Source organism: Heyndrickxia sp. FW510-T9, assembly GCF_058781025.1.
The window spans coordinates 23,110-43,904 of record NZ_JBYSWK010000025.1 but is presented as its reverse complement, the minus strand read 5'-3'; the positions used below and the strand labels follow the sequence as shown (position 1 = coordinate 43,904).

At 35.9% G+C, this 20,795-nt stretch carries 19 protein-coding genes and 1 riboswitch; of the genes, 14 read left to right on the top strand and 5 right to left on the bottom strand.

Annotated elements, in window-relative coordinates:
- Window positions 1-88 precede the first annotated feature (88 nt).
- Both corA and AC3WJF_RS13730 read right to left on the bottom strand, forming a co-directional pair.
- Complete coding sequence (corA, locus tag AC3WJF_RS13735; protein WP_492453082.1) at window positions 89-1,039, bottom strand: magnesium/cobalt transporter CorA; 951 nt, start codon at window positions 1,037-1,039, stop codon at window positions 89-91.
- A 369-nt stretch (window positions 1,040-1,408) separates the two neighbouring features.
- Window positions 1,409-2,269: an alpha/beta fold hydrolase gene (locus tag AC3WJF_RS13730; protein ID WP_492453080.1), complete on the bottom strand. Its 861-nt coding sequence runs from the start codon at window positions 2,267-2,269 to the stop codon at window positions 1,409-1,411.
- Window positions 2,270-2,450: 181 nt separating this feature from the next.
- Here AC3WJF_RS13730 and AC3WJF_RS13725 point away from each other — a divergent pair, with 181 nt between their 5' ends.
- Window positions 2,451-3,164, top strand: coding sequence for a gamma-glutamyl-gamma-aminobutyrate hydrolase family protein (locus AC3WJF_RS13725; RefSeq protein ID WP_492453078.1), 714 nt, complete (start codon window positions 2,451-2,453; stop codon window positions 3,162-3,164).
- A 10-nt stretch (window positions 3,165-3,174) separates the two neighbouring features.
- Entirely contained in the window at window positions 3,175-4,104 is a 930-nt protein-coding gene (locus AC3WJF_RS13720; RefSeq protein ID WP_492453076.1) for a dipeptidase, read from the top strand.
- Here the strand turns inward: AC3WJF_RS13720 and AC3WJF_RS13715 are convergent.
- Complete coding sequence (locus AC3WJF_RS13715; RefSeq protein ID WP_492453108.1) at window positions 4,089-4,442, bottom strand: DUF3899 domain-containing protein; 354 nt, start codon at window positions 4,440-4,442, stop codon at window positions 4,089-4,091. The genes AC3WJF_RS13720 and AC3WJF_RS13715 overlap by 16 nt on opposite strands.
- 170 nt (window positions 4,443-4,612) lie before the next feature.
- On the opposite strand from AC3WJF_RS13715, the gene AC3WJF_RS13710 reads away from it, so the two are divergent.
- The 8 genes from AC3WJF_RS13710 (at window position 4,613) to AC3WJF_RS13675 (ending at window position 11,891) form a co-directional block, all read left to right on the top strand.
- Window positions 4,613-6,259 (top strand): peptide ABC transporter substrate-binding protein, encoded by a 1,647-nt coding sequence (locus AC3WJF_RS13710; protein WP_492453074.1) that lies wholly within the window; start codon window positions 4,613-4,615, stop codon window positions 6,257-6,259.
- 94 nt (window positions 6,260-6,353) lie between these two features.
- On the top strand, window positions 6,354-7,286 hold the full coding sequence (gene opp3b, locus AC3WJF_RS13705) for an oligopeptide ABC transporter permease (RefSeq protein WP_492453072.1): 933 nt from the start codon (window positions 6,354-6,356) through the stop codon (window positions 7,284-7,286).
- Window positions 7,283-8,353: an oligopeptide ABC transporter permease gene (gene opp3C, locus AC3WJF_RS13700; protein ID WP_492453071.1), complete on the top strand. Its 1,071-nt coding sequence runs from the start codon at window positions 7,283-7,285 to the stop codon at window positions 8,351-8,353. The genes opp3b and opp3C overlap by 4 nt, the downstream gene beginning before the upstream one ends.
- A 14-nt stretch (window positions 8,354-8,367) precedes the next feature.
- Complete coding sequence (locus AC3WJF_RS13695; protein WP_492453069.1) at window positions 8,368-9,387, top strand: ABC transporter ATP-binding protein; 1,020 nt, start codon at window positions 8,368-8,370, stop codon at window positions 9,385-9,387.
- Complete coding sequence (locus AC3WJF_RS13690; protein WP_492453067.1) at window positions 9,387-10,355, top strand: ABC transporter ATP-binding protein; 969 nt, start codon at window positions 9,387-9,389, stop codon at window positions 10,353-10,355. The genes AC3WJF_RS13695 and AC3WJF_RS13690 overlap by 1 nt, the downstream gene beginning before the upstream one ends.
- Window positions 10,356-10,524: 169 nt before the next feature.
- Window positions 10,525-11,175 carry a GDSL-type esterase/lipase family protein gene (locus tag AC3WJF_RS13685; protein WP_492453065.1) on the top strand — a complete coding sequence of 217 codons (651 nt, stop codon included), beginning with the start codon at window positions 10,525-10,527 and terminating at the stop codon, window positions 11,173-11,175.
- A gap of 99 nt (window positions 11,176-11,274) precedes the next feature.
- The gene (locus AC3WJF_RS13680; RefSeq protein WP_492453063.1) at window positions 11,275-11,418 is read left to right on the top strand and encodes a YjcZ family sporulation protein; all 144 of its coding nucleotides are present in this window, start codon (window positions 11,275-11,277) and stop codon (window positions 11,416-11,418) included.
- A gap of 194 nt (window positions 11,419-11,612) precedes the next feature.
- Complete coding sequence (locus AC3WJF_RS13675; RefSeq protein ID WP_492453062.1) at window positions 11,613-11,891, top strand: hypothetical protein; 279 nt, start codon at window positions 11,613-11,615, stop codon at window positions 11,889-11,891.
- A gap of 257 nt (window positions 11,892-12,148) precedes the next feature.
- On the opposite strand, the gene AC3WJF_RS13670 is transcribed toward AC3WJF_RS13675, so the two are convergent.
- Window positions 12,149-13,258 carry a histidine kinase N-terminal domain-containing protein gene (locus AC3WJF_RS13670; protein WP_492453060.1) on the bottom strand — a complete coding sequence of 370 codons (1,110 nt, stop codon included), beginning with the start codon at window positions 13,256-13,258 and terminating at the stop codon, window positions 12,149-12,151.
- A 165-nt stretch (window positions 13,259-13,423) separates the two neighbouring features.
- Window positions 13,424-13,528, top strand: a riboswitch (TPP riboswitch).
- Window positions 13,529-13,777: 249 nt separating this feature from the next.
- Between AC3WJF_RS13670 and thiT the strand changes: the two genes are divergently transcribed.
- The 4 genes from thiT to fumC all read left to right on the top strand — a co-directional run bounded on the left by thiT (window position 13,778) and on the right by fumC (window position 20,233).
- Complete coding sequence (thiT, locus tag AC3WJF_RS13665; RefSeq protein WP_492453058.1) at window positions 13,778-14,359, top strand: energy-coupled thiamine transporter ThiT; 582 nt, start codon at window positions 13,778-13,780, stop codon at window positions 14,357-14,359.
- A 394-nt stretch (window positions 14,360-14,753) separates the two neighbouring features.
- Entirely contained in the window at window positions 14,754-16,820 is a 2,067-nt protein-coding gene (locus tag AC3WJF_RS13660) for a transglycosylase domain-containing protein (protein WP_492453056.1), read from the top strand.
- A gap of 588 nt (window positions 16,821-17,408) precedes the next feature.
- Complete coding sequence (locus tag AC3WJF_RS13655) at window positions 17,409-18,680, top strand: MFS transporter (protein ID WP_492453055.1); 1,272 nt, start codon at window positions 17,409-17,411, stop codon at window positions 18,678-18,680.
- Between the two features lie 170 nt (window positions 18,681-18,850).
- Complete coding sequence (gene fumC / locus AC3WJF_RS13650) at window positions 18,851-20,233, top strand: class II fumarate hydratase (RefSeq protein ID WP_492453106.1); 1,383 nt, start codon at window positions 18,851-18,853, stop codon at window positions 20,231-20,233.
- Window positions 20,234-20,453: 220 nt separating this feature from the next.
- Here fumC and AC3WJF_RS13645 read toward each other — a convergent pair whose 3' ends face one another.
- The gene (locus AC3WJF_RS13645; RefSeq protein WP_492453104.1) at window positions 20,454-20,657 is read right to left on the bottom strand and encodes an alpha/beta-type small acid-soluble spore protein; all 204 of its coding nucleotides are present in this window, start codon (window positions 20,655-20,657) and stop codon (window positions 20,454-20,456) included.
- Between the last annotated feature and the right edge of the window lie 138 nt (window positions 20,658-20,795).

Genomic DNA, 20,795 nt, shown 5'->3' with positions numbered 1-20,795 from the left:
TGATCATTTATACCTCTAAACTGAACCAGTTAATTATTAATAAGCAGCTCTTATATATATTTTTTTGTCTCTCTATACTTTTATCCATCTATATTTTGTCATTGAACCAGCCTTTTTTCTTAAAGTAAAGTGGAAGCCCTATTCCAATAGTAAGCATAATTATCCAAACCAATAAGTATCCATACTTCCATTTCAACTCAGGCATTCGATCGAAATTCATCCCATATACCCCAACGATGAAGGTAAGAGGTAGAAAAATGGCGCTTAATATCGTTAGTTTTATCACAATTTGATTTCCGTGAAATGCATTTAATGATATGTAAGAATCACGAATATCTGCTGTAAGTTCTCTTGAATCCTCCACTATTTCCGATAATCTCAGCAAGTGATCATAAATATCACTAAAATAACCACGATATTCTTCAAAATCGGTTATGCGACTAGAATTTAAAATTCGATAAACTAAATCTCTCATAGGATAAATGGTTCTTCTTAGACGTAATAGATCGCTTCTAATATCGAATACTTCGTCCATTAATGCCGTAGTCGATAATCCTTTCGTATTTTCTTCCGCATCATTTAAGCGATCTTCCATCGTATAGATGATTGGAAAATACAAATCCACCGCTTCGTCAAGAATGGAGTGAAATATAAGCAAAGGTGTATTCAAGGCACCAGATTCAATTTTTTTATAAATTTTATCCAAGTATCTAAGCGGTTCAAAATGAAAAGTAACAATAAAATTTTTGCCAAGGAAACAATCTATCTCTTTAACTTCCGAAGTATCAGGATTTAAAGCATGAAAAACAAAAAATGAATAGTCCTCATAATGGTCTAGCTTAGGTCTCTGTATATAATGAAGGCAATCTTCTATTGCCAAAGGGTGAAAATGAAAAAAGGATGATAGTAGTGCCGATTCATTTTCCGTTGGTTTTTCCAAATCAACCCAGTACCATTTGTATGAATCACTGGAAATATCTTTTAGTTCCACGTTTTTCTGCAGTTTTCCATCGTGTGTTAGTGCAACAATCTTTAACATAATATTCACCTTGTCCCATCAATAAAAACGTTATCCTAAGGCTCTTTTCTTAAACTTTGTTGTTTTTGTAAAGAAGATGTTATTACTTTCCTTATGCGACTTAAGTTTGGCAAGTATTTTTTAGATAAAATGCAATTCACGAAAAACAACAATACATACGAAAACAGCAAAATAAAATCTAATGTATTTACTAATATACCCTTGAAAGACAGAGAAATCATCATTTTTAGTGAAAATATCCTTCATTTTATGGTGAAAAACATAGTAATCGGATTTAAAGTACTTTAGGGATGTATCAACGGGTACTGACTATAAATGAAAAAAGCTTGGGATTTATAAGATAATAAAGTCCCAAGCTTCTATTTTCATTTAATTGTGTGTCAAATATCGTACTACTTCTGCCAAAGGAGCAACAACTGCAACATAGTGATTCAAGCCGGAAAGTCTATGCAGCTCTGAATTTGGAAGCCTTTCAGCTAAGTATTTGCCATTCTCAATCGGTACATTTGTGTCATCCTCACTATGCCATAAATGAACGGGAACAATTATTTTTTCAAAAGGAATATCCCATGGTTTTGAAAAAATAAGATAGTCGCTTAGCATGCCTTCATAACTTTTACATGCTTCATCAAGCGACTGAATATATATTTTGATGAGTTCAGCAGGGATTCGTTTTTTCTCTTCTTCTGAAAAATTTGCTAACATTCGGTTTACAAAGGCTGCTGGATCTTGATGAATTCTTTCCATCATGTTTTTTAATTGTTCTGGAGCGTAAAGTGCTGCATTTAATGCATTTTGTTCTTCTACAGAAACATATTGTTTTAATTCAGGTTCGGTAAATGGGCCAATTCCACTAAGTAAAGCAATTTTCATTACTCGATCCTGCAGCCCATATCCACAAGCCAATGCATAAGGTGAGCCTCCAGATGTTGCGAGGATAGAAAATTGATTAATATTTAACGAATCAGCCAATTCTTCTACATCTTTTATCCAATCGTGTAGGGTACGATTTGGCGATGGGTCTGATAAACCGTAGCCTGGTCTATCTATTGCGATAATTCTCAAAGGGATTTTATTTTCTAATATGGCTGTGTGTAAAGTTTCGGATACAGTATTGATTCTAGATGAAGGTGTACCATGAAATAATAAAACGGGAAAACCATCGGGGGTTCCTAAATCTGCGTAACCTAATTTTCTTCCATTAGACAGAACTTCTATATTATTCCTCATTTTTTCACTCCCTTGTTTTATATTTTAGTAGATGAATATACAGTTTTTATATTCGATAAGCGGAGGGAAAACCCTTTAAAGGAAAATAAATAATAAAAAAATTCACAATATTAGTCGTTATTCCAACAAATTGCGATATAATAATTTCACAACAAAAGTATTAAAACAAGGAGGATTGTTAATGAAACCGATAATTGGGGTAACAGCAAATGTTGAATTAGATGGAAAACATACTCTTGCCAATGACTATATTCAAGCAGTGATAAAGGCGGGAGGAATTCCAGTTATCCTACCGATTGGAATTGATTCGGATGTGAAGCAATTAGCTGATAAACTTGATGGATTGGTATTATCAGGGGGCGGAGATATTGATCCCACACTTTTTGGAGAAGAGCCGCATCCAAATCTTGGATCGATTTCGCCTGGACGCGACAGCTTAGAGATATTACTTATCCAAGAAATGCTGCAAAAGGATAAGCCAATCCTTGCTATCTGCCGTGGTATTCAAATTTTGAACATTGCTGCCGGTGGTGATATGTATCAAGACATCTATAACCAAATCAACGCGCCATTGCTTCAACACTCACAAAAAGCAACTAGATCCCATTTATCGCATTATGTAAAAGTGGAGCCTAATAGTTTATTAGCAAAAATAGCAGGTCAAAAAGAATTTAAAGTCAACTCCTTCCATCATCAGGCGGTAAGAGATGTAGTCCATCCGCTTATGATATCAGCTCAGTCATCCGATGGGGTAATTGAGGCGATTGAAAGTGTGGCACACTCATTTGTAGTCGGAGTTCAATGGCACCCTGAACCATTAGCTTTAAATGATGATCATATTTCGGAACAATTATTCCGCGAATTTGTAGATAGCTGCTGCAATTATTTTAAATGAGGTGATAGGAATGAATATAATCGATTTACATTGTGATGCATTAATGAAACTAGCTGATAGTAAAGGAACGCTAAATTATGCAGATGCCCCTGAATTAGATACGAACAAAACTCGTCTTCAAAAAGGAGGGGTTAAGGTACAGTGCTTCGCTATCTTTATTCATCCAAATATGAAAGCTGAACAAAAATTTCAAGCTGCACTTGACCAAATCGATTATTTTTATAACGAGGTACTCGCAAAAAATCCTGAGATGAAGCAAATAAAGGATTGGGAGGATTTTGATCATTTACTAGCCGGGGAAATTGGTGCAATGCTTACACTTGAAGGTGTCGATGCCATCGGAAATGATATGCAAAAGTTAAGCATTTTATATCAACTAGGTGTACGATCTGTCGGATTAACCTGGAATAATGCTAATTTAGCAGCAGACGGTGCCGGCGAACCACGTGGTGCCGGCTTAACTTCATTTGGCAAGGAAATAGTTCAATTTAATAATCGGAATCGTGTGTTTACAGATGTATCGCATCTTTGCGAAAAAGCGTTTTGGGATGTCATGGAGTATTCTGATTATCCAATTGCAAGTCATTCGAATGCAAGGGCAGTTTGTGATCATGTCAGAAATTTATACGACCAGCAGGCACAAGCAATGTTTGACCGCGGTGGATTAGTCCATGTAGTTTACTGTCCGCCTTTCGTCAAATCAGGTGGTCAAAATGTAAGGATTTCGGATTTAATTAAGCATATTGATCACTTTTGTGCACTAGGCGGAGTAAACCAAATTGGATTTGGATCGGATTTTGATGGAATCGACACATATATTCATAAGTTGGAAGATTCATCTATGTATCAAAATTTAATTAATGAACTATTAAAGTATTATTCTGAAGATCAAGTAAAGGGATTTGCCTCCCAGAACTTTTTAAATCATCGACCAAAATAAACAATTTGCAGTGAAAAGATAATACTCACTAAACAGTAGCATAACCCAATAAAAATCCAAGGCTTTGAGGGGATAGGCGGTTTCTTCTTTTGAAGAAATTCTGTCATATTCCCCTCTATTTCTTGGATTACCTGTTCCTTTTTACTTATTATTTGAAAAAAATGCTTGCAACTATATAAAAAGGCAGAGAAAAAATTACTCGACCAAACTATAATAATGCAGCCAATTAATAAATAAACCAATCCAATATAGAATAATACATTCGTCCAATGCAAAAAACTCCATCTATGAAAAAGGACAATAACGTACAAGATTGAAAATATGAATGTAATGTACATACTGAAATAGATTTTTTTCAAAGAATCTCTTCCCTTCTTTTTGATTAATTAGTATTCTATCATATTAAATATTTTTGGAATATTATAATTAGTATTGAAATTAATTTACAAAAAGTATAAACTATTCCATAAATAGAAATATTATTTCAAATGAAAACGGGAGGAAACGCATGAGTAGAAAAAAAATTACATCTTTTATTATTTTTATGGTTGTTGCTGTCTTATCACTTTCTGGTTGTGGTTTCGGTTCCAATAAGGAAACAGGATCGCAGGAAACCGGTAAAGGAAATACTGGGAGTAAAAAACAAGTTTTAAATGTAACCGCGTCATCAGAAATTCCTACGATGGACTCCACAAAAGCTCACGATGCAGTAGCCTTTACAGTATTAAATAATACAAATGAAGGGCTTTACCGCCAAGATCAAAATAATCAACCAATTTTAGCAATGGCCGAAAAGGATAATGTAAGTTCGGATGGGTTAGTACATACCTTTACAATCCGAGATGCTAAATGGAGTAATGGTGACCCAGTAACCGCACATGACTTCGAGTATGCATGGAAACGGGTTCTGAAGGAAGCTGGCGCATACAATTATATGTTTGTTACAGCTGGTGTCAAAAATGCCCAAGATATTATTGATGGGAAAAAGTCAGTAGACGAATTAGGCGTGAAAGCAGTAGATGATAAGACATTGCAGGTAACATTAGAAAATCCAAATCCATTATTAGAAACTTTACTTACATTCGGAACTTTTCTCCCGCAAAATCAAAAATTTGTAGAGAAAATGGGAGATCAGTACGCACTTGAGGCGGAAAATCTTCTTTCCAATGGTCCCTTTAAATTAGCGGAATGGAAGCATGAATCCAGCTGGAAATATGTTAAGAACCCAACTTATTGGGATGCCAATAATGTAAAACTTGATGAAATTAATGTGTATGTTGTAAAAGATGATGCAACTGGTCTAAACCTCTATGAAAGTAAAAAAATCGATAGAGTCGGATTAACTGCTTCTTCTGTTGATAATTACCGCGATGATAAAGAATTTAAAACAAACACACTAGCAGGTATTGGGTTTTTGCGATTTAATTTAAACAATTCGATTTTAAAGAACAAAAATATTCGTAAGGCTATCAATATGGCTATTGATAAAAAGGGCTTAACTGATATTGCTTTAAATAATGGTTCAGTACCTTTATATGGGATTGTACCAAAAAATTATTATTTCTCACCTGATAAAAAGGACTTCAGGGAATTAAATGGGGGTTTGCTAAAAGGAACAACGGAAGAAGCAAAACAATATTGGAAACAAGGATTGAAAGAAACAGGTGCAAAATCTGTTAAACTATCTATCAATATTTCAGATGCCGAATCTAGTAAGCAAATGGCAGAGTTTATTCAATCCCAGTTGGAGACAAATCTTCCAGGATTTAAGCTTGAAATTAAAGCAGTTCCATTTGAACAAAGACTAGAAATAGAAAAGTCGATAAAGTACGATATCTCTTTATCAACATGGGGACCTGATTACAGTGATCCAATGACATATTTGGATATGTGGGTAACTGGAAGTTCTTCTAACCGTGAAGATTACTCAAATCCAAAATACGATGCATTAGTTGAGCAAGCTCGTCTCGAAACAGACAAGTCAAAACGCTACGAAATGCTTTTACAGCTAGAAAAAATGTTGATAGAGGATGATGTGGCGATCGCACCATTATATCAATCTGGAGAAGCAATATTACAGCATAATAATGTGAAAGACTTAGTAGAACACCCTAGTGGAGCAGATTATAGCTATAAATGGACATATATAGAATAAAAAAAGCTGCTAACAAGACAAGGGATGTATCGATTGGTGCATCCTTTTTCTTTTTCTACTTATGTTTGAAATCCCAACGAATTGAGGTGCACTAGTGAAAAATTATATTCTAAAAAGAATCGTTTACATGCTCGTTACCCTTTTTATCATCATCACATTCACCTTCTTTTTAATGCATCTTTTGCCCGGTACACCTTTCAGCAATCCTGAGAAGCTTTCGGACAAGCAATTGAAAATATTAAATGCGAAATATGGATTAGACGAGCCTGTTTCACTTCAATATATTCGTTATTTAGGTAACTTAATTCACGGAGATTTAGGCATGTCCTTTCAATATCCAGGAAGAACAGTGGATAGTATGATTATTAGTCGGATTGGACCATCTGCTCTTATTGGTTTTCAGGCAATGGTATTCGGAACGATCGCTGGCTTAATTTTTGGGGTTATTTCCGCGCTTAAGCATAATACCATATTAGATTACGGTTCAGTCACATTGGCGGTCTTGGGAATGTCAATTCCATCCTTCGTATTTGCTGCATTACTACAGTACTATGTTGGAGTTAAACTTGGATGGCTTCCACCTGCATTATGGGAGAGCTATGAATATACATTGCTTCCTTCATTTGCACTATCAGTAGGTGTAATAGCAACAGTTTCTCGATTTATACGAACTGAAATGCTGGAGGTATTGGGTCATGATTATATAACTACTGCACGAGCGAAAGGACTTTCTGAGTCGAAGGTAATTTCACAACATGTTCTGAGAAATGCATTGATTCCGGTGGTTACGATGCTTGGACCAATTGCGGTTGGGATCATGACAGGTACCTTGGTTATTGAGAAAATTTTTGCAGTTCCAGGGTTAGGTGAACAATTTACTTTATCCATATTAGTAAATGATTATAGTGTGATTATGGGAATTACTATATTTTACAGCGCATTATTTATTTTTGTCGTGTTTATTGTAGATATCCTCTATGGAGTACTTGATCCCCGAATTAATTTCAAGAGAGGGGCAGAAATATGAATCTAGAAATAAAGAATAACAATGCATCCCTCCCAATAAAAAATAAAGAATGCTTTGAAAGCCATCAGATTCCAACAGAAATTACGGATGATCTTTTCGTTTCAGCACCAATTGATTTGAATAAACATGATGAATTAATCTCAGCTCCAATTACTTTTTGGAAAGAAGCCGTAGGAAGACTTTTGAAAAATAAAGGGTCAGTTCTCTCTATTTTTATTTTAGTGATTATGATTTTGCTGGCAATTGTTGGGCCTCAAATAAGTGGTTACACAGATAAACAACAAAATATAGCCCACACGAATTTGCCCCCGAAAATATCAGGCTTGGAATGGCTTGGTTTTAACGGTAAGGATGTACATGGCATTGATCAATATAAAAAAAGAAACATTACATCCAACCATTGGTTTGGGACTGATGAATTTGGCAGGGATTTATGGACAAGGATATGGAAAGGAACACAAATATCCTTATTTATCGCATTAGTGGCTGCATTACTCGACCTTTTTATAGGTGTCTTGTATGGAGGGGTTTCAGCTTTTTACGGTGGTAAAGTAGACAATTTCATGCAAAGGATTATTGAGATTTTAGTAGGAATTCCAAATTTGATTGTTATTATTCTATTTATCTTGATTCTTGAACCAGGTATCAAATCAATTATTTTAGCTATGGTTATTACTGGATGGGTCGGTATGGCCAGAGTTGTACGTGGACAGGTTCTGCAATTAAAAGGACAGGAGTTTATACTTGCCTCTCGTACACTTGGGGCTTCCAATCGGAGGTTGATAGGCAAACATTTACTTCCGAATGTCATGGGACCCATCATTGTTACCTTAATGTTTACAATTCCAACGGCAATTTTCTTCGAGGCGTTTTTAAGCTTCATCGGACTTGGTTTACAAGCGCCACTGGCATCTCTTGGAGTATTAATTGAAGATGGATATAAAGCGTTGCGCTTTTTTACATACAAGCTTATTTTTCCAGCGGTTGTGATAAGCGCTATCATGATAAGTTTTAATCTTTTAGGAGATGGACTTAGAGATGCGCTTGATCCGAAGATGAGAAAATAAAGGAGGCACTGTAAATGAAGGAGCAGATATTAAATGTAGAGGATTTACATGTTTCCTTTCACACGCAAAATGGTGTGGTTAATGCAGTTAGAGGTGTGGATTTCACTTTAAACAAAGGCGAAACACTAGCAATAGTTGGGGAATCAGGATCGGGAAAATCGGTAACAGCAAAAGCAATTATGCGTTTATTACCAAAACAAAATGCAAGAATTACTTCTGGGAAAATTATTTATGAGAATAATAATTTATTAGAGATGCCAATCAGGAAGGTTCAACAAATAAGAGGCTCGCAAATTTCAATGGTATTTCAAGATCCGATGACCGCATTAAACCCTACAATGAAAATAGGCAAGCAAATTATGGAAGGACTTAAAAAACATCAAAATCTGACAAACCAACAGGCGAAAACAAAAGCAATTGAAATGCTCAAATTGGTTGGCATTCCAAATGCGGAAGAACGTCTCGATTCCTATCCTCATCAATATTCGGGTGGAATGAGACAACGGGTAGTAATTGCCATGGCATTAGCCTGCAATCCGAAAATTTTAATTGCAGATGAACCAACAACTGCGTTAGATGTAACCATTCAAGCACAAATCCTAGAGTTAATGAAAGATCTACAGAAGAAAACTGGTGCTGCAATTATTATCATTACTCATGATCTCGGAGTTGTAGCTAATATGGCCGATCGGGTAGCAGTAATGTACGCTGGAGAAATTGTTGAGATGGGAACGGTAGATGAATTATTCTACAGTCCTCAGCATCCATATACGATGGGGTTACTGCATTCAATGCCAAAGCTTCATGAGAGTCGTACGAAACCATTAATTCCGATTCCTGGCTCTCCACCGGATTTAGCAAGTATTGGCGCAGGATGTCCTTTTGCGTCAAGATGCCCTTATACAATGAAAGTTTGTCATTATTTTTCACCTGATAAAATAGAACAAAAAACGGGTCATTTTGTTTCGTGCTGGCTCCAAGATCAAAGGACACCAAAAGAACTACAGCCTACAAGTATTGGAGGGACCTTCTGATGCAGAGCATGACACCATTAATCGAAGTTGAAAATTTATCAAAGCACTTTTCGGTAGGTAAAAATAAAACCCTACATGCTGTAGACGACATTAGTTTTACCATCTATAAAGGAGAAACACTAGGATTAGTGGGTGAATCTGGATGTGGAAAGTCTACAGTTGGACGAACACTTATTCAACTTTATACACCGACTTCCGGTCATATTAAATTTGCTGGGCAAGATTTGGGGGATAAGATAGGAAAGACGAACAAAATCGATATTCATAAAAATATGCAAATGATATATCAAGATCCGTATTCATCTTTAAATCCGCGCATGACCGTTTTAGAAATAATTTCTGAAGGGCTGGTTATCCACTATCCGAATATGGGCGGGAAGGAAAGAAGAACGCGTGTATTAGAACTTTTGGAACTAGTAGGATTAAATCAAAACCACGCTAATCGGTACCCACATGAATTTAGTGGTGGTCAACGACAACGAGTGGGAATTGCCCGAGCGTTAGCAGTTGATCCAGAGTTTATCGTTGCCGACGAACCGATAGCAGCCTTAGATGTTTCCATTCAAGCACAAATTGTTAATTTGCTGAAAAATTTGCAAGAAGAAAAAGGGTTAACATACTTATTTATTGCACATGACTTATCGATGGTAAAACATATCAGTGATAGAATTGCTGTTATGTATTTAGGGCATATGGTGGAACTATCTGAAAGTGAAGAATTGTATGAAAATCCACTTCATCCTTATACCGAGGCACTTCTTTCCGCGATACCTTTACCTGACCCTAAATTAGAGCGTGCCCGTGAACGGATTATTCTTAAAGGGGATGTTCCTAATCCTATAAACCCTCCGAGCGGATGTAGGTTTCAGACAAGATGTCCGAAGGCAATGGATATTTGTTCACAAAAATCACCAGCATGGTTGGAGGTAAAACCAAGTCATTATGTAGCTTGCCATTTATACGAATAATTAGGAGAAGGAGGAACGAATATGTGTTTCTCCTTTTTTATTTTATATCAAATAGATTTAAGAAAAAATTTTGTTAAAAGCCTATTTTTATCGAACCATGTGACCTCGGTTATAAAAAATGAATACACATGAATAAGGATACATCATGATTTTTGTTGGGGGGATAACGATGAGGTATCTAGCAATAGGAGATGGTTTATGCGCTGGGATAGGAGCATCGTTTTTAGCACCAGGTTTTATCCATAGACATGCAAGAATGTCAGAAGAAGTGTTAAAGGAGAGAGTCCATGTAACAAGTATTGCTCGTACTACCTATCACTCCAATGACATATATAAACTTCTTGAGGAAACGAGAGTAACGAATGCAATAAAAGATAGCGATATTATTGTATTATCCGCTGGACATCAGGATTTTATTAATGCGAGGAAGAAGTTTGAAGAAACCGAAAGTGAAGATGAGTTTTTCAAGTCGCTAAAAACTTGCAAAAGTAATATTGATGATATCATCAAAAAAATTAAGGACATTAAATCAGAGAAGAACACTAAGTACATGCTGACAATCATAGGCTTGCATAATCCATATCATGATGATAAAGCTGCCGAAAAATGGGTTAAAACCTTTAATCGGCATATGGAATGTATGGCAGGGAAACCACATATATACACATTGAATATTAATAAGCATTTTAAAGGAAATGAAGGTAAGTGGTGTACAAGAGATTTACTTTTTCCAAATAATGAAGGACATCAAGAAATTGCAAGGAAAATGCATGAAATTGGGTACGAAGCTATCCAAGGCATGGTGCCAGCTAATGAATAATTGTTTTAGCTGATAGAATCGACAATGCCCATGTTCAATAATGAATAATGTAAGGATGTAGAAAAATTATTGAACTCCTTTTTAAGGAGGTGATACTTTATGTGTGGATGCGGCGGAGGATATGGCTACGGAGGATATCCTGGATATGGATATGGCGGTGGTTTTGGAGCTGGACGTGGATTCGCGTTAATCGTAGTATTGTTTATTCTTCTTGTAATCGTAGGTGCAGCTTATGTTTATTAGATAAAAAAATATCTTTCCCATCTAATATTGGGAAGGATATTTTTATGGAGAAATCAAACAGAAATCACCAATATCTACCATTTACCTCCGCGTTTGAATATAAAATAAGCTATCAGCCCTATACGATTGTCCATCTCAAAATATATAAATATCCATACACTAAAAGTGTAGGAATTTATTGGAGGTGACAATGAGTGAGTTACTATCATATGTGTCAAGGCGGAATTGGTAGACCCGTAGAAATTCGAACAAGAGATGGGAGAATTCACCGAGGGATTATTCATCGCGTAGATAATCGAATGGTTTATCTTAGACCTTTTCCAGGTGCAGGATATGGAGGATATGCTTATCCAAATTACGGTGGATATGGTTATGGATATCCTTATTGGGGAGGCTGGGGCTGGGGCTTCGGTGCAGGAATAGCATTAGGTGCTATAGGTGCTTTAGCCTTTTTACCTTTTCTCTTCTGGTAATAAATAAACGCAATGGAGCTCGCCCAAAAAAATGGGAGGGCTTCATTGGTATATTTTTATATGTAAGGTTCTTTTCTTATACTTTATTGCTCTTGTATACTTAAGCTCTAGATAACAATCGTATCTAGGTTAAAATGAATGAACTATAAAAAAAAGATGCCCCGAAGATACTCTAGATTAGTATTTATAACGATTTGCGAAAACCAAAAATTCATAAGAAAACAGCCATATGTATAGATATTGTACAATATCATTTTTTATGTATATGGAAGAAGTATCTTAAATACAGTCCAATCATCTGTCGAGTCGCATGTTAACAAACCACCATGCTTCTCTATAGTATTTTTGCAAACATATAATCCTAAGCCAGTCCCTGTTTTCTTCTGGGATACAAATGGTTCAAAAATATGCTCTATTAAGCTTTCGGGGATTTTAGGTCCATTATTGGCGATTTCTAAAGTTATAAATTGATCTTGTTCATCCAATCGTATTTGAATGATTGGGTGATTAATATTAAGTAGGACATCTATCGCATTAAAAATAATGTTGATAAGAACTTGTTTGATTTCATCATGATAGCCTTGGATACTGTAATTTTTTTTGTATACTTTTTGCACATCTACATTTACTTCTAATATTCGAGGATATAAAAATGATACTACTTGTTCTATTAAATCATTGAGCTGAACTGTTGTTTTTTCATTTTCGATAATTTCCTTTTTGGAAAGCATTAGAAATTGGGAGATACTAAACTTTAATTGTTCCAGTTCGTTATATATGATGTCCAAATAAGGAAGTCTTGGATAGTCTGCTTTTAATAATTGAACAAATCCGTGAATAGATGTTAGTGGGTTGCGAAATTCATGAACAAAACTAGACGTCATTTGTCCAAGAAGTGTTAGTCGATCTTGATGAGTGGTATTGATGTACTGGCTTTTTTCCCTAATAATCGTATCTTGCATTTCGGAATAATAGGATACCGTATAATATAGTAATTGATCGAATGTATAATTTATTTGGTCAATGGCAGGAAGCAGCTCGTTCCAAAGTGGATATTGGCAGTATAAATCTTTGAAAATAATCGCTCTGCCAATATTTACATTGAACACAAATTCACCAATATTAATATTTGCGATTCTTCTTTCCTCTGCAAGCTTTTTAGCCAATGGCTGCAAAAGATCATCAATTTGACTCTTACTTTTTGTGATCGATTGTACTACGATATCATACATAGTTCTTCCATTGAGAGGCATAGCTTCCTTAAATGGATCATTCTCATTTATGCGGTTTTCATTATTCCATATGGATAATAGTACATCTCGACGTCCTTCTAGAAAATCAGAAATAACATCCTTTAACGGAATCATTTTTGTCACCTCCAATGCATTAGTTTTAAAAAAGAAAATTTAATTTAAATATATCAAAATTATCAAAAACTTTCCAAACTTTTTATTAAACCTATTAGTTAAGTAGTAAATTGAATGTATTGTCAAAAAAATAATTTCGTAGTATAGTCATTATGACAATATGAATATTCCCACAAGGGGAGCCAATAATGGCTGAGAGTGAACGAATGAGTTCTGACCCTATGAACCTGTTAGATAATGCTAGCGCAGGGACTGTGGTTTGATGGAATGAAGCAATACAAGGACTTTCCTAAAAACCGTCCTGTATTGCTTTTTTTTATGAAGGCTCTTTTTTAAAGAATTGTTGCTTTTAATAATATTATAAACGTGGAAAGGAACGGTCCATTGTTTATTTTCAAAAACAACAAACTTTACGAAAACAGCCTTTATCAAAAACAATACAGAGGTTTATCTTTCCCAGTCCCTATTTAGGGAAATTCAGTTGAAAATTTATTATATAGGGAAATGGGGAGGAAAAAAGTGAATAGAAAGACGTTATTTCTTGTAGAAGTTGCAGTACTAGGTGCACTTGCCTATTTGTTAGACCTTGTTTCAGGTTTAATTTGTCAAGCAATTTGGCCAGAAGGTGGATCTATCACATTAGCGATGATTCCAGTTTTTATTATGGCTTTTAGATGGGGAGTAAAGGGCGGATTATTGACCGGATTTCTTTTAGGTCTACTACAATTCGTAGCGGGATTCCCGAAAATTTATACCGTAACTCAAGGTATCTTAGATTATTTTGTTGCGTTTACAGTAATTGGTTTTGCGGGTATATTTGCAAGCCAAGTCCGTAATGGATTAATCGATTCTAACAAAGTAAAGTGGATTACATTTTCTGTTATTGGGATATTTATTGGAAGCTTGCTTAGATTTGCCGTTCATTTTTATACGGGTATTGTCTTTTTCGGGAACTATGCACCAAAAGGACAGCCAGTAGGAATTTATTCCTTCCTTTATAATGGAGGTTATTTGCTCCCAAGCTTTATTCTAAGTGTTATATTAGTTATTTTTATTCTTATAATATCACCAAGACTTATTTTAAGAGGAATTAAAAAATAGAAGGAAAGGGTATCCCTTTCCTTCTATTTTTTAAAATAAAACTATTTACAAATAGATTGGGATCTAGCTCCAACCCCTATCAGCTAGCGTATTTCTCCGTCTCCTCCCTACGATAAGTCAACATCAGGTGAAATTGGTAATACTAATTTCACTCGGTGAAATTTGAAGTGCCAATTTCAATAGCTCGTGAACTACCTCTTTATGTTTCCTTTATCTCAGTCGAAGACTACGAAATCCGTACGCCGATGGGCAATGCGCTTCCTCTTTTAAATTTTTCGTTGATTTTTTTTTAGTTCCATAATATCCTTTAGCATAGAACAAGAGTTATATCATATTTGAAAATATTGGTATGGAGATTTATATTCCAAATGAAATAAAGAAAGCAGGGAACAACATGGAACGGTTACAGCAATTTTGGTCAGCTGTAAAACGGTTATGGAAAAAAGCACACATGAATCAAATAATGCTTTTGGCCCTATCACTTTTTGTGTTAGGTTTTTTAGGTTTCTTTACTTATTTTGCGAGTACGGTTAATGTGGGCTTATTGAAAAAAGGACTATCACAATCTACGGGTATTTATGATAAAGATGGTGATCTTGCTAGTAAAATTTCAGCTAATCGAACAGAAGGGGTCGCTATAAAACAAATGCCGGATAATTTGAAAAATGCCGTTGTTTCTATTGAGGACCATCGATTCTATGATCACGGTGGGTTCGATCTTCGAGGTATGACAAGCGCCTTTTTTAAAAACATTGCGGCTGGTGGTGTTACTGCTGGCGGAAGTACGATTACCCAACAGTTAACGAAGAATGCACTTCTTTCACCTCAAAGAACATATAGACGTAAAATTGAAGAGCTATTTTTAGCGATTAAAATTGAAAAGTATTATTCCAAAGATGAAATATTGGAAATGTATTTAAACCAAATTTATTTCGGGCATAGCGCTTATGGTGTTCAAAATGCAGCTAAAACGTATTTTGGAAAAGATGTACAAAATGTTGATTTGAGTGAGGCTGCTACATTAGCCGGAATCATCAATGCACCATCTGCATTGGATCCATACCATCATATGGACCGTGCAATACAACGTAGAAATGTTGTTTTGGGAGCTATGAAACAATATGGTTACATTACTAATGAGCAATACAAACAGGCAGTTGACGAGAAATTAGTTTTAAAAGATAGAGGAGGAGATCCTTTAAAAGGCAAATATCCTTATTATGTTGATGCAGTATTAAATGAAGCAACCAATCTTTACGGGTTGACACAAGATGATATTTTAACACGAGGATATCGCATATATACGGAAATGGATCAAAACATTCAATCCGGACTTGAGCATGTATACCAAAATGATTCGTTATTTCCAGCGGGACGAGGCGGAGATTTAGTACAAAGCGGAGGGATTTTACTGGATCCGAAATCGGGTGGAGTAAGAGCCCTTGTAGGGGGGAGAGGCCAGAAAGTATTCCGTGGCTTTAACCGTGCAACTCAGCTGCAAAGACAACCAGGGTCTACCATCAAGCCTTTAGTGGTGTATACCCCAGCATTAGAAGAAGGGTATACACCAAATTCCTCTTTGAAGGACGAGAAAATGACCTTCGGAGATTATGCTCCAAAAAATTATAATGGGCAGTATCTCGGAGAAGTTCCTATGTATAAAGCGGTTGAAAATTCTATCAATTTACCAGCGGTATGGCTCTTAAATGAAATAGGGATAAATAAAGGAATGGATGCCGCCAAACGTTTTGGGATTCCATTAACAAACGAAGATAGAAATTTAGGGTTGGCTCTTGGTGGGATGAATAAAGGTGTATCACCAATGCAAATGGCTGATGCATTTTCGGTTTTTGCTAATGGCGGAAAACGCTATGATGCCCATCTTATTACAAAGATTGTGGGACCTACTGGCAATATAATTGCCGAAAGAAAACCGAAGGAAACAAACGTTACAAGTAAAAAGGTCTCAGATGAAATGACTTCGATGTTACTAAATGTTGTGGAAACAGGAACCGGGAAAGGTGTAAACGTTCCTGGTTATACCATTGCCGGAAAAACTGGATCCACACAATCCACCTATAGCTCAAATGGTACAACAGATCAGTGGTTTGTAGGATATACCCCAAATCTTGTTAGTGCTGTATGGATTGGATATGATAAAACAGATTCACAGCATTATTTATATGGACTAAGCTCTCAAGGGGTTGTGCCAGTTTTCCAAGCTGTCATGCAAAACACATTGAAATACACGGAACCTGGTCAGTTTGACGTACAGTCCATAAATGCCAATCTTGCTGGTAAAAAGGATAGCCAATCTATCATTGAAAAGGCTGAGGAATTTGATAAAAAATTAAAAGAAAGCGCAAAAAAACTCAAAGAAAAGATAGACGAACATAAAAGTAAGTGGAAGGACCTAACAGATCAGTTCAAAAAGAAATGGAACGAAATTAGAGGACATTAATCATCAAAAGACTCCAAACTATGTTTGGGGTCTTTTATTATGTAAACATAAAGGGAACGAAAAACTGGTCGGGTCACATAAAGCAGGATTCGTGTCACATTCAAGTATTAAGAGGGCACATAGAAAAGCAATCAAGTCACATTAAATTAGATAGAGGGAGCGAAAAACCGTTCGAGGCACATAAAACAGAATATGGGTCACATTCATGTTGAAAACGGTCACATAAAATAGCAAACAGGTCACAATAAATTGAATGTAAGGAGCGAAAAACCGTTCGAGGCACAAAAAAACAGAATATGGGTCACATTCATGTAGAAAGCCGGCACATAAAATAGCAAACAGGTCACATTAAATTAAATAGAGGGAGCGAAAAACCGGCCAATGCCCATAACACGAAAATACGTCGCATCAACTCAGAAAGAGAGCGAATAAAAAACTAGCCATGTCAATAAATCGAACAAATAGCATTAAGGATAGGTTAAGATCAATTTCAGCCCTCAGACTGATATAAAACCATTCATAAGATCCTCTCGAAAAAATATTCTTCAAAATATAATTAGAGTAACTTAAACGAATGAGGTAAAAAAAATGAAAAAAATGATTGAATTATTTAAAAAACCTAGTTTCGCAAAGTTGTTTTTTGCAAATTTCACTTCGCAAATGGGATCTGTTATTGGAGTGACGGCCTTTACATTCTACTTGCTTAACCGTTTTTCTAACCAACCAGGATATGCATCAATTGCCGAAATGATGTATTCTTTGCCAACATTAGCTATCTTTTTCATTGTTGGTGTTGTTGCGGATCGTATGGATCGCCAAAAGGTTGCCTACTATTGTGATACAATCAGTATATTTCTTACAGTTGCATTATTTGGGGCTATTTATGTTGGATGGATGCCGCTAGTATTTGCAGTCCTCTTTTTAAGAAGCGGTGTTCGGAAGTTTTTTGGTCCAGCTGAATCAGCTATCTTGCAAGGTGTTTTAGCTAAAGATGATTATGCAACAGCGGCTGGATTAAACCAAACAGTTTCAAGTGTTTTTATGCTTTTTGGGAGTGGTATGGGTATTCTTGCTTATAAGTTTACAGGGGTATATGGTGCCGTTATTATCGATGCCATATCTTTCTTCATCAGTGCCATCTTAATAAAAGCCAATCATTTTGAAGAGAAAGTCAGACTTCCAAATGGCAAGCATACATGGAGAGATTTAAATATTTCACTTGTCTTTAAGGATTTCAAATCTGGTGCAGGCTATATTTTACAGCATAAGATCCTGCGTTCCTTAATTGTTGGTTTTGCAGTATTCGGAGTAGCAAATGGCGGATTTTCCGTTATCCCTATTTTTATTCTAAAATATAAATTGGCTCCACACTCCTATGAAGAATATTCTGTTTTAATTGGCATTATTTTTGGATGCGGGGTTTTAATCGGAAGTGTTATCAGCTCCATGCTCGTTCAAAAGTTTAAATTTCATCAATTAATCATTATCGGTTTGCTGATTTCAGGAGGATTTGTTGCACTATCTGGATTTGCAACATCTATCCCAGTATTTCTATGTTTGATTTTTATATCAGCACTTAGCTTGCCAGTCGTTAATGTATCAATTGGCGGGTGGATGCCTAGTATTGTTGATCCAAAATTAATGGGTCGTGTACAGGGGTGGATTGATCCATTAATGATGTCATCCCAAACCATCACATTAGCTTTTATTACGATAGCTTTCCAAAAGTTCCTAAGTATAGAAGCATTATTCTGTATAGTCGGTGGATCATTAATGCTACCTGCTTTTTATTATATGATTGTTTTACCGAAATTAGTAAAAGGGAGTACAGTTACTCCAGAAAAATTACCTGCAATGTGATGAAATATAGGTTGAATGAAAAGCAGCTTCTGATCGAAGTTGCTTTTTTACTGTTTCTTCAAATAAAGCATTCCACATGAACTTTAAAAATAATTATGAGAAAATAAACATGAAAACAGATCAAATGGGAAACAAATGTATAGTATATGACGCTTAAGGAGGAATGTATGATGGAATATCGTATTGAAAAAGATACCTTAGGAGAAATGCAAGTTCCAGCGGATAAATATTGGGGTGCCCAAACACAAAGAAGTAAAGAGAATTTCCCAATTGGTTCTGAAAAAATGCCTATGGAGGTTGTTCGAGCATTTGCACAACTAAAAAAGGCGGCAGCTATTGTTAATCAAGGTCTTGGAAAACTTACTGCAACAAAAAGCAATGCCATTGTGAAAGCATGTGAGGAAGTTTTAGAAGGTAAATTTGATGACCATTTTCCACTCGTTGTTTGGCAAACTGGCAGTGGAACACAATCTAATATGAACGTAAATGAAGTGGTAGCTAGAAGAGCAAATGAAATACTGAAAGCGCAAAATAGTGACGAAAAAATTCATCCTAATGACGATATCAACATGTCACAAAGCTCGAATGATACATTTCCGACTGCAATGCATATTGCAGCTATTAACGAAATACAGACAAGATTATTGCCCTCCATTGAACAATTAAAAAATACTTTAGCGCAAAAAGAACATGCATTTATGGACATTATTAAAATTGGCCGGACACATCTTCAGGATGCTACACCATTAACACTAGGACAGGAAATCAGTGGTTGGAGAGCGATGTTGGAAAAAAGTGAACAAATGATTAAAGAAAGCGCAAAACATATTTTAAATTTGGCAATTGGCGGTACGGCTGTTGGAACCGGTATTAATGCAGATCCTACATTCGGGGATGCGGTAGCAGTTCAATTAAACAAGCAAATGGGCTATGCTTTCTGTTCTTCCAACAACAAATTCCATGCCTTAACAAGTCATGATGAAATAGTGCATGTACATGGTGCTTTAAAGGGACTTGCAGCAGATTTAATGAAGATTGCAAATGATGTTAGATGGCTTGCGAGTGGACCAAGAAGCGGAATTGGCGAAATTTCCATTCCTGCAAATGAACCAGGTAGCTCGATAATGCCAGGAAAAGTAAATCCGACGCAAAGCGAAGCCCTTACGATGGTAGCGGTTCAAGTGTTTGGAAACGATGCTGCCATTGGTTTTGCTGCAAGCCAAGGCAACTTTGAATTAAATGTTTTCAAACCAGTCATTATTTACAATTTTCTTCAGTCTTTACACCTTCTAGCAGATAGTATGAAATCATTTGATGAAAGATGTGCAATTGGAATTGAACCGAATAAAGATGTCATTACTCAAAATGTGAATCGTTCCTTAATGTTGGTGACAGCTCTTAATCCGCATATTGGATATGAAAAAGCTGCTGAAATTGCCAAATTAGCTTTTAAAGAAGGATCCACTTTAAAAGAAGCTGCGATTAAAACCGGATACTTAACAGAGGAACAATATGATCAATGGATTGACCCAAGTAAAATGGTAAACCGATAAGAAGTGGAAGCGCCGTAGCTCTATTGTACAGATGAGTGAAATTTGTACTCCCAATTTCACCGAGTGAAATTTGTACTCCCATTTCACCTTCGTAGTTTTGACTAAGATAAAGGGAACCGTTCTACGGTAGTTCACAAATTATCGAAATTGGCACCTAGAACAGAAAATTAAAGGGAGACACTCATGGTGTCTCCCAAGCCATTACTATATTTATTTTTGATTATTGATGGAAGCCCCCGCCTAATTGTTGTTCAGCCATTTGAACAAGGCGTTTTGTAATTTCTCCTCCAACAGATCCATTAGCGCGAGAAGTTGTATCTGCACCAAGGTTAACACCAAATTCAGAAGCAATTTCATACTTCATTTGATCGATTGCTTGTTGTGCTCCAGGAGTTACTAATTGGTTAGAACTGTTGTTAGGCATAATTCTGTCATCTCCTCGTTGAATTTTTATGGTTGGGTTAGCTGGACTTGCACCAGCACACAAAATACTTTGTGACCATCTATGGTATAAACCCAATGTTGATTGCTGCTTGTACTAGTATTATGTTTTTTAAAACAT